Annotated in this window: 16 protein-coding genes; all 16 read right to left on the bottom strand. The window is 48.8% G+C overall.

The window, feature by feature from the left end:
- Positions 1-4: 4 nt before the first annotated feature.
- On the bottom strand, positions 5-1,435 hold the full coding sequence (locus ACTOY7_RS02545) for a phage tail sheath family protein (protein WP_004069489.1): 1,431 nt from the start codon (positions 1,433-1,435) through the stop codon (positions 5-7).
- Between the two features lie 3 nt (positions 1,436-1,438).
- Positions 1,439-1,837 carry a hypothetical protein gene (locus ACTOY7_RS02540; RefSeq protein ID WP_004069491.1) on the bottom strand — a complete coding sequence of 133 codons (399 nt, stop codon included), beginning with the start codon at positions 1,835-1,837 and terminating at the stop codon, positions 1,439-1,441.
- Positions 1,828-2,319 (bottom strand): hypothetical protein, encoded by a 492-nt coding sequence (locus ACTOY7_RS02535; protein ID WP_482672649.1) that lies wholly within the window; start codon positions 2,317-2,319, stop codon positions 1,828-1,830. The genes ACTOY7_RS02540 and ACTOY7_RS02535 overlap by 10 nt, the downstream gene beginning before the upstream one ends.
- Positions 2,320-2,323: 4 nt before the next feature.
- On the bottom strand, positions 2,324-2,881 hold the full coding sequence (locus ACTOY7_RS02530) for a phage tail protein (RefSeq protein ID WP_482672648.1): 558 nt from the start codon (positions 2,879-2,881) through the stop codon (positions 2,324-2,326).
- On the bottom strand, positions 2,878-3,156 hold the full coding sequence (locus tag ACTOY7_RS02525) for a hypothetical protein (protein ID WP_482672647.1): 279 nt from the start codon (positions 3,154-3,156) through the stop codon (positions 2,878-2,880). Before ACTOY7_RS02525 ends, ACTOY7_RS02530 begins: the two co-directional genes overlap by 4 nt.
- Positions 3,157-3,221: 65 nt before the next feature.
- Positions 3,222-4,286: a major capsid protein gene (locus ACTOY7_RS02520; RefSeq protein WP_004069503.1), complete on the bottom strand. Its 1,065-nt coding sequence runs from the start codon at positions 4,284-4,286 to the stop codon at positions 3,222-3,224.
- Positions 4,287-4,302: 16 nt separating this feature from the next.
- Positions 4,303-4,641 carry a hypothetical protein gene (locus ACTOY7_RS02515; RefSeq protein ID WP_004069505.1) on the bottom strand — a complete coding sequence of 113 codons (339 nt, stop codon included), beginning with the start codon at positions 4,639-4,641 and terminating at the stop codon, positions 4,303-4,305.
- A 14-nt stretch (positions 4,642-4,655) separates the two neighbouring features.
- Positions 4,656-5,765 carry a head maturation protease, ClpP-related gene (locus ACTOY7_RS02510; protein ID WP_482672646.1) on the bottom strand — a complete coding sequence of 370 codons (1,110 nt, stop codon included), beginning with the start codon at positions 5,763-5,765 and terminating at the stop codon, positions 4,656-4,658.
- Entirely contained in the window at positions 5,752-7,452 is a 1,701-nt protein-coding gene (locus tag ACTOY7_RS02505) for a phage portal protein (RefSeq protein ID WP_004069508.1), read from the bottom strand. Before ACTOY7_RS02505 ends, ACTOY7_RS02510 begins: the two co-directional genes overlap by 14 nt.
- Positions 7,453-7,622: 170 nt before the next feature.
- Entirely contained in the window at positions 7,623-7,859 is a 237-nt protein-coding gene (locus ACTOY7_RS02500; RefSeq protein ID WP_004069509.1) for a DUF6148 family protein, read from the bottom strand.
- Entirely contained in the window at positions 7,859-9,691 is a 1,833-nt protein-coding gene (locus ACTOY7_RS02495) for a phage terminase large subunit family protein (RefSeq protein WP_004069510.1), read from the bottom strand. Before ACTOY7_RS02495 ends, ACTOY7_RS02500 begins: the two co-directional genes overlap by 1 nt.
- Positions 9,681-10,163, bottom strand: a complete 483-nt coding sequence (locus ACTOY7_RS02490) for a hypothetical protein (protein WP_004069511.1) — start codon at positions 10,161-10,163, stop codon at positions 9,681-9,683. The genes ACTOY7_RS02495 and ACTOY7_RS02490 overlap by 11 nt, the downstream gene beginning before the upstream one ends.
- A gap of 132 nt (positions 10,164-10,295) precedes the next feature.
- Positions 10,296-11,099, bottom strand: a complete 804-nt coding sequence (locus ACTOY7_RS02485; RefSeq protein WP_369910819.1) for a phage terminase small subunit-related protein — start codon at positions 11,097-11,099, stop codon at positions 10,296-10,298.
- Positions 11,100-11,282: 183 nt separating this feature from the next.
- Entirely contained in the window at positions 11,283-11,762 is a 480-nt protein-coding gene (locus ACTOY7_RS02480; RefSeq protein ID WP_482672645.1) for a DUF722 domain-containing protein, read from the bottom strand.
- On the bottom strand, positions 11,719-11,847 hold the full coding sequence (locus ACTOY7_RS02475) for a hypothetical protein (protein ID WP_300781806.1): 129 nt from the start codon (positions 11,845-11,847) through the stop codon (positions 11,719-11,721). Before ACTOY7_RS02475 ends, ACTOY7_RS02480 begins: the two co-directional genes overlap by 44 nt.
- A 35-nt stretch (positions 11,848-11,882) precedes the next feature.
- Positions 11,883-13,304, bottom strand: coding sequence for a ParB/RepB/Spo0J family partition protein (locus ACTOY7_RS02470; RefSeq protein WP_004069525.1), 1,422 nt, complete (start codon positions 13,302-13,304; stop codon positions 11,883-11,885).
- Positions 13,305-13,323 lie beyond the last annotated feature (19 nt).

Raw genomic sequence — 13,323 nt, 5'->3', positions numbered from 1 at the left:
TTCCTTATGCTGCCAGCAGGCTTGACAGATAGGAAATATCATATTCAAGCACATATTCCATAAGCCGCAAAGGTGAAGGTGGCGTAATGTAGATATGGAATTTTGCCTTTCCTGACATTAACGCTGTCAAGCTGTTTTCCTCTTCCCGCAGTTCTACACGCCCGCCCACAATCTTTTCATCTGCCGTCAGTGCCGCCAGCCAGTCATTGATACCCTGCAAGATTGCGTCTATCAGCCGCCGTGTCAATTTTCGGTCAATGTGTGACCAGTAAGAAAGCGTGACTGTTTTTGCAACCCATTTGAACATACGGGAAATGCAATAGAAATAGTCAACCGGGTCTGTATTCGCCGGGAAACAAGCCGTATAATCTCCCCAACTCACAAAACCGTTAATAAAGTTCAGCCCCGTAATAACCCCGTTGTCATTCAGGAAATTCGCTTTCTGCACGTCAAGCACGACTTCTTCACCGTTTGCCAATACCATGCTGTCAGCCTGCAAGCTCTTGTTTGAAGCACTTTCGCAGGGGGTCCCGTCGCCCAGTGAACCGTCGTTGTCCGTCCGTGCCATCAATCCTGCCTGCTGCGTCGAAAAGTTGAAAACCCTGTCACCCAGTTTCAACTTCGGGAAGCATACTAATTCATTCGGCTTCATGAAGTTCTTTGACTGCTTCCATGCCGGAACTTCTGTGTAATATGTCGCACCGCTCCCTTCTTTCGTGTCTACGTCCAGAAGTGCGTCCGCTTCAAAAAGCCCGTTGATATTTTCGCCCTTTGCTGACATTACCGCTGCCACCTCCTGGTCATGTGACCAATTCGGACACAAAATCAGGTCAGGAACAATCCTGTATTTCGGGAAGCAATCGTCAATCAGTTCAAGCCCCGTTGTCTTGTGCGTTGCTATGCTGTAACCTCCGATAATATCGGCTTTTGTCACCTTTGACGGGTCAACCTCCTTACATGATACCGTCATTTCCCCTGTCGTGTCCTCCACAAACTCAACAATGCAGGCTGTGTCATTGTAGAACACTTCAAAGTCTGTGCCTTTTTCCTTCCCTTCAATCTCTACGCTTTCCGCAAGCGTTTCAAGCGGAAGCGCAATCTGGTTTTCCGCAACTTCGTATTTCTTCCCGCTCACTTCCTTTTTGTGCTTCGACGGGTCCAGAATGTTCACGAAAAACGCCGGGGACTGCTGATATAAAACAAACTGCGTGTAGACTGCTTCTGAAAGCCCGTACCCCTCCCAGTTGTCGGAATATCCCAATGCTTTCACGGCTTCTTCATAGTCATTCGCCATGATAACGTCGTTCACCTTCCCGCCTACCATATGCGCCGGGGCAGCTCCTACCACAAACGGAATCCCCGTTGCTACGACTGTAGGACTTCCGACGCTTGTTTGCTGCTTTTTCGTGTCAATTCCATGTGTAATATCAGCCATCTTTTACTCCTCCTTCCTCTCATTTGCGGCAATGGAAGAAACAATATCCGTGTAATATTTGTTCAGAATGTTTCCTGCCGTTGCTGCCCTGTCCTTTTTCTCTGCCAGCTTTTCAACCGGGACAAGCATTTTCCCCACAAGCGGGTACTTCTCCAGAACCGCCGCAAGCTCTTTGTCTATTTCCTCCCTTGTCCCTATCAGGATTTTATTTGTTTTCAGAAGTCCGGCAGGCAGCGACGGTCCTATATATGCAAGCGTCACTGTTTCCCTTCCTTCTTTTTTCCCTCCTGTGGCTTCGTTATTTGCCCCAGAATCGGTTTTTTTGTCGTTCGTGGTATTATTTACCGTCTTTCCCTTTTCTGCCGCTCCTGCGGCTTCTGTGGCGTTCTTCTTTACTGCCATATGTCCGTTACCTCCCTTTCTATTGTCGGTATTGACCAGTTAGTTATCATTTCACCCAAATAATAGGGCTGTGTGCTGTCCGGGTACACAATGTATTCAAGCGGATATTGCAGCACGAACCGTTCACCGATAACCCCGGCTTTTTCCAGTTCGCTCCTGATACGCAAAAGCACGTTCAGCACATCAAAAGAACCTTCGCCGCCGTCCTCTGAATACGTTGCAACCACTATCCGTATTTTGCAGTCGCTTTCCTGCGGCTCCCCGTTCTCCTTGTCGTCCTTCCCTGTCAGGAATTGAAGAAGGATATACGGGACTTTCTCTGTCTGGTCTTCTTTTTTGGGAAGACGCATTTTGTAAACGTCTGCCGCCCGTTCCTTCACTTCCTGCGGGTTTAGGTTCCTTACCTTCACTTGCAGTTTAATGTCTGCGGTTTTCTCTTTCACAAACTCTTCCAGACACTCTAACAAATTTATAGCGGTCATTCCTCTAACCTCCGTAACCGTTCAAAATGCGTTCAATTTCATGTTCCAGCCGTTCGTTTACTACCGTCTGCGCTTCTTCCTCCAGCGTCTGCATTATGTTTTCATTTTCTACCATCTGCGCCGTTGAAAGTCCCATAAGCTCTTGAACGGGAAAACGCTTTGATGTTTCACGTTCAAAAACTCCCGTTCCATATTTCAAATTTGCAATGAACGCTTCTTCAAACTGTGTGCCGCCGCCTTTTTTTACTGCTGCCTTTACCCGTCTTCCTACTCCGGGGGCTTTCGGCGTTACTTGAAATTTGTATAACGGTATCTTGCAGCCTGCGAACGTCACAACGCCTGCAAGGTTACTTGTGCTTGCCTTGCTTACCTGCATATTTGCCGCCGCTGTAAATGCGCTGCTCTGCACGGTATACACTTCTTTCACCCGTTTTTTTGCCCCGGTCTTTACCCGTGACAATCCCCGGTTTATTGCGTTTGACAGCGCACGTTCCGCACCTTTCGGAACTCCTGCCAGAATACGCTCCACCCGTTCTATCGCTTCCGCTGATACTTCAATCATTCTGTATACGCCCCCAGTTCAAGCACGATTTCCCCGGCTTCATAGCTGCTTTTTTCAATCACATAAGAAGATACCGCCCCGGCTTCCTCTATCTCGATTTCATGCCCTTTTTTCGGCACAATGCCCATATCTGCATGGGATATATAAAGCATTGCTTCCGCTCTATATATCCCCTCTGCATTATCGCCGCCCGGCTTCTGCCTGTCTGTCCCTGTCAGGTGGTCAAGCACGGCAGGGACTTCGTACTGCTGCCCGTCGTACCATATGCACATCATTTCCGCAAACTCTCCGGGGTTATGGAATGTTTTCAGGTCTTCTATTATCTGCGCTTTGAAGTCCATTATATTACCTTCGCCACAAACCAACTGTCTACGTCGTGCGGCACGGACAGCGGGGCAGAAGACAACTGCAAGAACCTTCTGGCTGGCTTTCTCTTTACCCATGTATCAGGCACATATTTTCCCTCTACCGTGCGGAACTCCTTTGTATTTTCATCAATCAGAGTTATTGCGCCGTAATACATGGAATAGTTTGCATTGCTGCTGATAAGAACAAGCTCACCTTCCGGGACAAGCGGTTTTTCCGTCGCTTTCTTCGGGTCCGGGTCTGTCCAGTCGTCAAGATACCATTCGTTGTATGTGTAAATGTCAAGCCCTAATTCGTGAATGGTCCCGATATAGGTTACGCCGTTCGGAAGCTGCCGTGGCTGAATGACAGCAAGGTTATAATTTTTCACGTCCAGCAGGCTCTTTACCTTCTCATGGTTGACAAATACCGTTGCAACATCATCTGACATAATGCACATATCGCAATTTGTGAATCCTGTCTGCTGTACTTTCTTGTGCCACCGCTTCAAGTCTACTATCGGGTCAGAATCCTTCCCGGTCCACTTCTTTGCTGCCGTCGTGATTTCTTCCCGGTTCGTAAACTTGAAGTCAATTACTTCGTTCAGCCCCTCCCCGATAATCGGGATTTTCCCCATGAAGATAGACTGCACACACATCAGCTCTTCCCGGCGTGTAATCATTTCCCGCAGCTCCACAAAGTCACTTGACATTTTCAGAACTGCACGTTCCGCAGGGGTTCTTCCTGAAACAATGCTTTCCCCCGGCTGTCGCTTTAACAGATTGTCAACCGTTGTAATTTTATCAGGCGCAACCAAAGGCGGCTTGTAGCTCTTTGTTTCATACCCTGTATTTGCCACGGTTTTCCCGCCGATAAGTCTATGCACATACGGCGCAACCTTGCGGGAACCCTTTACAAAGTCCACGTCAACCGCTTCTGTTACAAAAGTTTCTTCATGCTTGAAGAAAGTGCTTCTGAAAAACGTATGCACCGGGGGCATTTTAGAAACTACCCGCCCCATTGTCCGTGGGTCATAAATACTTACTGTTTCATTTGCCATCTTTTTATCCTCCCTTTTAACCTAACTTCCGCAGGAAAATTGACATTTTCCGCAGGGGTCCTTTTATGTCTTCTACCGTTACGCCATTCGGCAGGTTCAATGCTTCCTGAAAAAATTCCCCCGTCATGTAATATACAACTGGTTCATCTGCTGCCGCCGCCGCTGCCGTAATTCCCACAACATTTGCTGCCGTTTCTGCTGTCACCGCAACAATCTTTCCTTCTGCGTCTTCCGCTACGGGCATATGTTCTGCAAGCTCACCGCCTGCCGTCCCGCTTTCGGTCAGCGTCTGGAAGTCGCCAGCGAAAAAGTTTTTCGCTTCACACGTCCTTGTTTCAATTTCGTACATTCCCATTGTTGTCCCTCCCTTTATTTCACATCAGGAAACAAGCGGTCAATCGCTTCATTAAAGGGGTCTTTCCCTTCGCCGCCCTTCTCGCTTGCGCCTGTGCCTACGTCAGAAACGTGGCTGTCTGTTACGTCCTCTTCCCTGTTTTGCAGGTATGCGCCGCCCTGTTTCTTTTGTTCCATCACAATCTGCAATGCCATTTCCCCGGCAGAAATAGGGTTCACAAACTTTGCGTCATGCACAATGCTTTCAAACCCTCCCACCGCTGCGTCTTCCAGTGCCTTGATACGGTTTCTTTCCTCTTTCCGGGCATTATCTTCTATTGTTGCCGTCAAGTCGGGGTATGCCGCTTTCAATGCTTCAATCGTTGTGATTGCGTCTTTCGGTTCCATCTTTTTTTCCTCCTTTTTGGGTTTATTTTCCGGCTGTCTGCCGTTTTGCAAACCTCCCGGCGTTGCTTCCGGGCTGTTTAACAACATTTTAGGAACGGTCTTGAAATTCCCCATGTCAATCGGTACAGAATTGACAATGATTCTTCCTGCGTTTTCAATGACCGTCTGGGCTTCCTCAAACATCAGTTCATCACAAAAACCGTTTTCCACCGCTTCGTCGCCCGTCCACCATGTTTCATCTGACATAAAGCCGGATATTTCATCAGCCGTCTTTCCCGTTTTTACAGAATAGGCGTTTATGATTGATTGTTTTATCACCTTCAATTCCTGCGCCATCTTTTCAAAGTCTTCTGCCCTGAACGTATCCCAGACGGTCATTGCCGGGTCATGAATCATGAATACGCCGTTTCTCGGTATCTTTATTGTGTCGCCTGCCATTGCGATAATCGTGGCGGCAGAAGCTGCCCACCCGTCAACCTTCACTGTTATTTTTGCGCCGTGGTCCTTCAACCGTGTATAGATTGCGTTCGCTGCGAACACATCACCGCCGGGGCTGTTGATACGCACTACTATTTCCGGCACGTCCTCACCCAATGCCGCAAGCTCCCTGTTAAACTGTGCGGGCGTTACCCTGTCTTCCCACCAGCTCTGCTGGCTGCTGATAGTCCCGTATAGAAGCAATTCAGGCGGCTTTGTCGCCGTCCCCGGTACAAAGTCCCAGAATTTATTCTGTGTCACTCCGAACGGGCTTTTCTCCCTGCTTCCCGTCGCCGTCTTTCTGTTCGGCTGGCTCTCCGGGCTTTGTCCCGTTGTCGTCCTGCTGTTCTGCTGGTTCTCCGGGCTTTGCCCCGTTCCCCTGCTGCCCGGCTGCGCTTCCGGGTTTTTGTTCCCCTGCGTTGACAATTTTCTTTACCTCCTTTAGTTTCTTTTCTTCCTGCTTTAGCTGTTCGCAATTACTGTAAAAGTCGCCGCCAGCCATCTCCATTGTTTCTGCGCTTCTTGTGGAAAAGCCGTTTTCAACCCTTGTTACCGCCGCCCCTACTTCCTGCACCGGGTTCAGAAGCCCCCGTGCCGGTCCGTTCCACTGCGCTTTGCAGTATGCTTTCCGGCGCAACGGGTCTGTGAAGAATCCGGGGGCTTTTATCCTGCCTTTCGCTACCGCTTCCGCAAGCCATTCTTCATATACGGGCTGGCAAAAATCGTTCGCCATCCATGCCCGGTACATTTTGAACATTTTCCACGCTTCTTCTAAAGCTCCCCGGCTTGCAGAATAGGAACTTGTGAAATGCTTTAAAAGCAATTCATACGGAATTTCAAGTGCTGCGCCTATCTGTCGGCAGATAGCTTCCACAAAACCGCTAAAATTTTTGTTCGGTCTTCCGGGGTTTATATCATGCGCCTTTTCCCCTTCTGCAAGGTCAAGTATTGCGCCGGGTCCCAGTTCAAGACTGTTTTCGTCGTCTTCGTCAATCAAGTCTTCTTCCGCTATGCCGGACCCTACAGGCTCCCCGTCTTCGTTTGATTCTTTTTCTATAAAGACAGTGAAAAGCCCCGATATAACCGCCGCTATCAATTCAGCGTCCGTGTACCGTCCTAACTGCTTCAATGCTTCTATGACCGGGGCAAGGAAGGGAACGCCCCGCCGCTGGTCTATCCTCTCCCGGCACATCAAATGCAGCACGTTCTTTCTTCCTGTCTTTTCCCCGTATGCTGCTACCCTCTGCCACTCCATGCGCTCATTTGCGTATGACAACGGGTGGTGTTTTGAAAAGTGATATGCTACCACCTCCCCGTCTTTGTCTACCTCAACGCCCCCGACAATCTGATTGTCGAATGTGTCAAAATTATTCGGGCTTGAAAGTCGGTCAGCTTCTACAAGCTGCACCCGCAAATCATAGGGCTGGTTTTTCCGCTTCTTTGTCGGAAGCAATACAAGCGTGTCCCCGGAAGCAAGCCAATTCAGGAAAGCCAACTGTTGCAACTCATAAAAATTGTCAATCCTTGCCATGTCGCAATCCGGGCTTTCTGCCCACAATGCCCATTCCCTTGTTATTTCTTTCTCTAATTGCTGCGCCTGCGCCGCTGTCAGCTTCAATGCTTCTGCGTCCACCGTTGGTTTTAACATCAGCCCCCGCCCGACAACATTTGTACGCATTGTTTTTACTGCGCCCGTTGCAATCGGTACGCCCATGTATAAATCACGGGAACGCTGCCGCAATATATAAAGATTGTCGTTTATGTCTTCACGGGCTGAACCTCCTGCATAATTCCACCCGATTAAAGACTTTTTTGTTGTGTTTGCGCCGTAATTGCTGTAACCGCTGTTCAAAATCTGCATTTTCTGTCTTGCGGCAGTTCTTTTCAATGCCGTCTGCGGCGCAATCGTGGCAATTACGCTGTCTATTGCCCTTGCTATGCCGTTCAATCCTTCACCTTCTCCCGTTTTATGGCATGAAAAAAGCACTGTTTCCAGTGCTTTCTTGCTGTTTTTTCAATCTTACCAGTTTATATAATATCAGCTTTTTCCGTGCAAAAAAAGGAAATAAAACGGCATTTCGGGCAATCGTGGGAAATTGCGGGCAATACCGGGCAATTTTACAAGTCCCGTATCACTCCCCGCTTTATCCTGTTTCTTCCTCCCTTGCGCTGCACATTCTCCAGCTTCTGTACTTTCCCGTTCCAATACTCTATAGCGTTCCTGATTTCTGTTAGGTTCGCCCGTGTCAGCGTCCGGGAACCGATTGTATAGCTCTGTCCCGTCGCAACTGTCATTTCCGCTTCCAGCCATACGTCTAAATGCTTTTGCGCTGTTTCAAGTGTAATTCCTGCCATTACAATATACCTCCGTTGCTTCTTCTCTTTTTTCTTTTCCTTCCTGCCGCCGCTCCTGCTGCCGCCGCTTTCTTTTCCTCCGGCTTCTTCAACGGAAGCTGCGTGATTTCGATTGCCGCCGTTGCATAGTTCCGGCAGTCTAACGCTTCATTCCTTTTGTGTTCCCCCTTGTCCTTCAGCTCCCATGCAAAGTACGGTCTTCCCATTTTGTACCGCAGTACCTTTTTTTCGGAAGTCAGCCCTTTAAAATATTTTTCGTCGTACCCCTTCCCCTGTTCTAACGGGAAATGACAGTACCCCGGACCCGGCGTTTCAAGTTTCAATCTGTCCATCAGCCAGCTTTTCCCTGTGTCAACGCCTATCGTGAAAAGGTATGCTTGTTCACGATTGCTTTTTGACGGTTTCTGTATGTACGCCGCTGCGCTGTCGTTGCTTCCCTTGATTGCAAACACTTTCCTGGCAAACCGTTTTTTGCAGAATTTATATACCCTGTTTGTGAAATGCCCGCCGCTGTCCATGCAGGTACAGACAATTTTCAGCTTTGTCCCGTCTTCCTTCGTGAAGGTCTGTGAAAGAAATGTGTCTAATTCCTCCCAGATTTTATCCCCGTGCAAGTCCCCGTATATTGCGGCGTACTTTATGCCCCAACTCTCATAATCAGGACCCCACCCGACAACCTCAATTTCAAACCTGTCGTCCTGCGTATCAACTCCCGCTGTCAGGTACAGAACTTCTTCCGGGACTTCGCAACTATAGTATTCCCTGCGGTTCAAAAGTACGTCGTCGTCTACGCTTTCCCCGTCTTCTTCCCATGTCTGCCCCATCTCGGTATTTGTCCATACCTTCATTAGCTGCACATTCCCTTTTTTTACTTCCTCATTCGCTTCAATAAACTTTTCGACAACCTCTTTCCACGTTGTCAGTGTAGAAGCAAGTGTATTCAGGTGGAAGCCTTTCACCGGGTTTTCCGGGTCCTCATGTACAAATTTCCCTTCTGTATAGTGTTCCTTCCACTCCGCTTCGCTTGAAATGACACCGCATTTTTCGCAGGCATAGCGTATTTCTGACAGGTCGTTTTTATCATAGACAACATTTCCCCATACAAGCGGCTGTAATTCCCCGCAGCACGGGCAGGGCGTGTTCCATTCTCCCCGGCTGCTGTTTTCGTATTCAATTTCTATCCGGGAAGCCCCCTTGATAGTCGGCGTTGAAATATCCACCTGCTTTTTGTTCCAGTACGTCGTTTGCCGCTTTGCCGCAAGTAGAAGCGGGTCCCCCTCTGCCCCTGCGCTTGCCGGGTATCCGTCTATTTCATCAGCAAGAAGAATCCTGACCGTATGGCTCCTCAGTCCCGTGGGGCTGTTCGCTCCTGCAATCGTAACGAACCCGCCCGGAAAAATCTTGTGCGTGATTGTGTTCCCGCTGCTTCTTGATTTATCGTCTATGCGCTCCGCAAGTACAGGCGTACTCCGCAGCATTGGTGACAGCTTTTCTTTTGAAAATTTTTCTGCCATATCAATGGTGGGCTGTATAACCATTATCGGTGAAGGGTCGTAATGTATGTAGTACCCTATCGGGTTCAAAACCATTGCGTCAGTCTTCCCCACCTGCGCCGCTGACATAATCACAACTTTTTTTATTGATATATCCGTGATTGCGTCCATGATTTCTTTCTGGTACGGGGCTTTTGCTGTCTTCCACCTCCCCGGTTCCGCAGTCGTCCCGGCAGCAAGCCGCCTGAACTTGTCAGCCCATTCAGATAACGTCAGGTCTGGCGGCGGTTTTAGAACCTTGAATAGCCTGCGGAAAAGCTGCGCCGTGTTATCCCTCATCTTCCCCGCCCTCCTTCGTTATCCTGTCAAAATCAGATAATTCTTCCAGCGTTTCATCAATCGCCGCTTTCATCAGCTTAAATATTTCCGTCTGGTCTTTCTTCTTCGCAAGAATCGGGCTTAACTTTGCAGGGATAGCCAGAAGACGGGTCCTGAAATTTACAAGCGTATCTGTGACAATCTTTTCAATGTCTTCTGTCGTGTGAAGCTCATTCTTCCGCAACTGTAGTTCCAGCTCCTGATTCTCCCTTTTCGCCCGCACCAGCTTTGCCCGCTCCGTGTTGTAGTCCACCTTCTCTTCTGCTTCCGGGTTCTTCTGCCGCAGGAAATTTATATACTGCTTTGTCGCCGTCTGCAAGTCATACAACCCCGGCTTGTATTCGGTCAATATCCCTTTGTCCCGCAGCGTCCGCACGTTCCTTTCCGTCATGTCCAGATACCGTGCTATCGCCGCCGACGTGTACAACTTCATTTTTTGACGCACCCCCTTTCAAAATATTTCCCGGCAGAAACGGAAGCCGTTTTTTTCATTTCGTATCTAGGCAGGGTCTGGGCGTCCTCGTACCCGCATAGCTTCCAGTCGGCTGAAAGAACCTACACCCATTCAGTCGCCGTCCATCAAATCGTCAATGATTTCTTCCGTTTCATCATCAATAATGAACTCACCTGTTAATTTTTGTTTAGCAAGCTGATATTTTCTTTCTTCCAGCGACAATCTTCTTTCTTCCATCTCATATGACTTGATACTGTCTATCTGCTTTATGATACGTCCATGCAGGCGGTTCAGTTCTGCTTCTACCTTCATAGCTCTATCAAATGCACTTGATTTAATGATAGTCTTCATTGCTGTCTTTAGCTTCTCTGTACCCCCTTCCGGGTCCTGCACCTGCCCTGTGTCAATGCCGCTGTCCTGCTCTCCCTGTACCTCTTCAAGCGTCTTCGGTACTGCCATATGTACCAGCTTATCAGCATAGAAAGCCCCCTCCGCTTCCGGGGCTGTGTACTGCTTCAATAGCCCCTCCAGATATGCCTTGCGTACTAACAGGCTTTGCAGCTCCTCCGTCATTTTCTCTATGCTGCCGCCTGGCTTTACCGCTTTTATTTTCTCCGCTTTCTCCGGGTCTATGTCGTCAATCCCCGCTTGTGCAAAGGCTCCGTGTGTGACGGCGTTTTTATTGCCGTCCTTTTTAGGGGTCCTGCCTGCCGCATTTTTATTTCCCCTCTGCCCGCCCTTTTTCTTCGGGGCTTCTTTCAGGCGTTCTTCCCACTTGTCCTCTGATTTCCACTTGCTTATGCGGGCTTTCGGAACGCCTGCTGCCGCCGCAAGCTCTTCAAGCGTCATTTTCCCGCCGCTTTCTATGTACCTTTTCAAGCTCTGGTCCCGCTCCGGGTTCCTCTTTCTTCCCATGCCCTCTTTCACTTCCCTTCGTTCGTTTTCGCAGCTTTGCCCCGCCCTGATTTCGGAAATATAAAAAAATCAGGGTTTCAAAATCCCCGGAATATGAAGCCAGCCTTGCTTCCCCTGCATTTTGAAGCCCTGTTTCTTTCGCCTTATTATACCAGCTTTTTCCGTGCAATGCCGGGCAATCCTTCATTCCTTTATTTCGTATTCAGAAAGTATGCGGTTATTTTCAAAACCTTTCAGAAGCCGTTCCACCGCTCCGTCCCGGATATTTTTACACTGTCTTTCGCTGTAGTGCGTCCGCTCCGCTACCTGTTCCCACTTCATGCCGTGAAAATAATACCCGAAAACAACATTTTTTTGCTTCATTGTCAGCCGTGACACTTCTTTCAGGATTTCAACCTTTACTTTCTGCAATTCCTCTATTTCCTGCTGGTAACGCTGAATATCTCCCCGCACATACTCCGGGATATTCAATGCAAGCCGTTCTGTGGGGTCAGAATTTGCATATTTCCCCTTTGTTGTGTCGCTGTAGCCTATCCCCTGAATCGGATTGTAATATTGTTCTAAATCTGAAATAAAGCTGCGTCTTGACTTTATTTCTCCGTCAATCTCCGGGAACAATTCAAGCAATTTCAGGACTTTGTTTTTGTTCATGGTCTTTGCCATCCCTCTTACCTCCTTCTTTCCACACGGCAAGGGCAATCACCGTTTCCGGCGTTGCCCTCTCTCCGTTTTCTTTCATGTTTTCCATAACCTCCGCAATATCCGCAAGCAATCCCACTATGTTCAGCCTTCTTCCCTTCTTCTCAATTCCTGAACCGTAAATCCTATAATGCAATAATCGTCTTCAAGCCCTGTCCAGTCTTCCCATACATACGTTATTTCTGTTACAATCTCCCGCCCCGTGGTTCTTCCTGCCGTGTACTCCTGCATTACCACCGTATCTCCTACCCTGTACCCGTCATTCTTTAACAGATAGAATGTCAGCGTTTCACTTGCAATTTCATTGTACTTTGAACCCGCCAGCGTGATTTCATGCACCTTCTTTTCCGCTTCACTCGGTAACTGCTGCATTTTCTCTTCCTGCTGCTGTTCTTTCAGCTTCCTTGCCGTTTCCCGGTCAATTTCTGCCTGCTGTTCGTCGTACCGCTGTTCATCTGTCTTTCGGGCTTCTTCCCGGTTCACATAGGCATTGCAGGAAGTGACCGTGCTTTTCTTTTCGTGGCACGTTTCGTAATTTTCGCAGGAATAGCAAATTGAAGTGATATTTTCCGGCTGCGGGTCTTCGTATTCTTCCGGCTGGTTCATGAAGTCTTCCTGCTGCCCCTCTGTGGCTTCCTCTGCGCCCTCTGTGGGCGTTTCTTCCTCTTCTGCGTGTTCTTCCTTACCTTCCCCCGTTACGCCCGGCATAATGTCTTCTGTGAAGCTCATTTGCCCCGGCATTTCCTTTCCGGCTTCCTCCCTCTGCTTCATTTCCTTTGCTTCCATCAATGAAAGCGTCCCGGCTTCCTCCACCCTGTCCGCTGCTTCCTCCTGCCCCGCTGCGCTCATGCCGCACAACTCAACCGCTACAGAAACATTGATAACGCTTTCTTTAAAGTATTTCATCAGGCGGGCAGAAAGATTGTTATAAATGGACTTATACCGTCCCAGTTGCGCTTCCGTTGTCCCTGTTATCTCTGCAAGGACTTCACGGGTCCTTCCGTTCAGGCTGTATTCCTTTTTCAGCTCTTTTGCCAGTTCCTCTGCCTGAATTGCTTCCATCATCTTTTCCCAGTCGGTCTTATCCCGGAAGCGGTTTGCCATAATCAGTGCCAGGCGGTCCCGCACGTCCGCTTTTTTGAAGATACAGGGGACAAACCGCATTTCCTCTTTTCCCTCTTCTAACAGGGAAAGTGCCGCAAGCCGTCTTCTATGCCCCGCAATCACTTTGTATTTGCCGTTTTCCGGGCGGCTTACCAGTAACGGCTGTAATATGCCCACAAGCTCAATAGAACGCTTCAATTCGTCGTCTACATGATAGAAATTGTCTTTCGACGGTACAAGGTCATGAACGTCAATATTCATAATGGCGTTTTCCTCTGCCTGCTGCGTGGCGTTGTCCTGCTGCCCCGCTGCGCTTTCCTGCTGCTGTCCTCCGCTTACTTCCTCCAGCTCCTTTGAACGGCTGTTCAATAAGTCTGTCAGGTTGAATTTTGCTTTTGCCATCTCTTTTTCCTTCCTTTCC

It is taken from the genome of Schaedlerella sp. (assembly GCF_056796775.1).
Note: the sequence above shows the minus strand (reverse complement) of the source record. Positions and strands in the feature narration are given on the sequence as shown.

Bases quoted from the DNA above. Each gene is read 5' to 3' on its own strand.
- ACTOY7_RS02545 (WP_004069489.1), bottom strand. From the start codon at position 1,435: ATGGCTGATATTACACATGGAATTGACACGAAAAAGCAGCAAACAAGC.
- ACTOY7_RS02540 (WP_004069491.1), bottom strand. From the start codon at position 1,837: ATGGCAGTAAAGAAGAACGCCACAGAAGCCGCAGGAGCGGCAGAAAAG.
- ACTOY7_RS02535 (WP_482672649.1), bottom strand. From the start codon at position 2,319: ATGACCGCTATAAATTTGTTAGAGTGTCTGGAAGAGTTTGTGAAAGAG.
- ACTOY7_RS02530 (WP_482672648.1), bottom strand. From the start codon at position 2,881: ATGATTGAAGTATCAGCGGAAGCGATAGAACGGGTGGAGCGTATTCTG.
- ACTOY7_RS02525 (WP_482672647.1), bottom strand. From the start codon at position 3,156: ATGATGTGCATATGGTACGACGGGCAGCAGTACGAAGTCCCTGCCGTG.
- ACTOY7_RS02520 (WP_004069503.1), bottom strand. From the start codon at position 4,286: ATGGCAAATGAAACAGTAAGTATTTATGACCCACGGACAATGGGGCGG.
- ACTOY7_RS02515 (WP_004069505.1), bottom strand. From the start codon at position 4,641: ATGGGAATGTACGAAATTGAAACAAGGACGTGTGAAGCGAAAAACTTT.
- ACTOY7_RS02500 (WP_004069509.1), bottom strand. From the start codon at position 7,859: ATGGCAGGAATTACACTTGAAACAGCGCAAAAGCATTTAGACGTATGG.
- ACTOY7_RS02495 (WP_004069510.1), bottom strand. From the start codon at position 9,691: ATGAGGGATAACACGGCGCAGCTTTTCCGCAGGCTATTCAAGGTTCTA.
- ACTOY7_RS02490 (WP_004069511.1), bottom strand. From the start codon at position 10,163: ATGAAGTTGTACACGTCGGCGGCGATAGCACGGTATCTGGACATGACG.
- ACTOY7_RS02485 (WP_369910819.1), bottom strand. From the start codon at position 11,099: ATGGGAAGAAAGAGGAACCCGGAGCGGGACCAGAGCTTGAAAAGGTAC.
- ACTOY7_RS02480 (WP_482672645.1), bottom strand. From the start codon at position 11,762: ATGGCAAAGACCATGAACAAAAACAAAGTCCTGAAATTGCTTGAATTG.
- ACTOY7_RS02475 (WP_300781806.1), bottom strand. From the start codon at position 11,847: ATGGAAAACATGAAAGAAAACGGAGAGAGGGCAACGCCGGAAACGGTG.
- ACTOY7_RS02470 (WP_004069525.1), bottom strand. From the start codon at position 13,304: ATGGCAAAAGCAAAATTCAACCTGACAGACTTATTGAACAGCCGTTCA.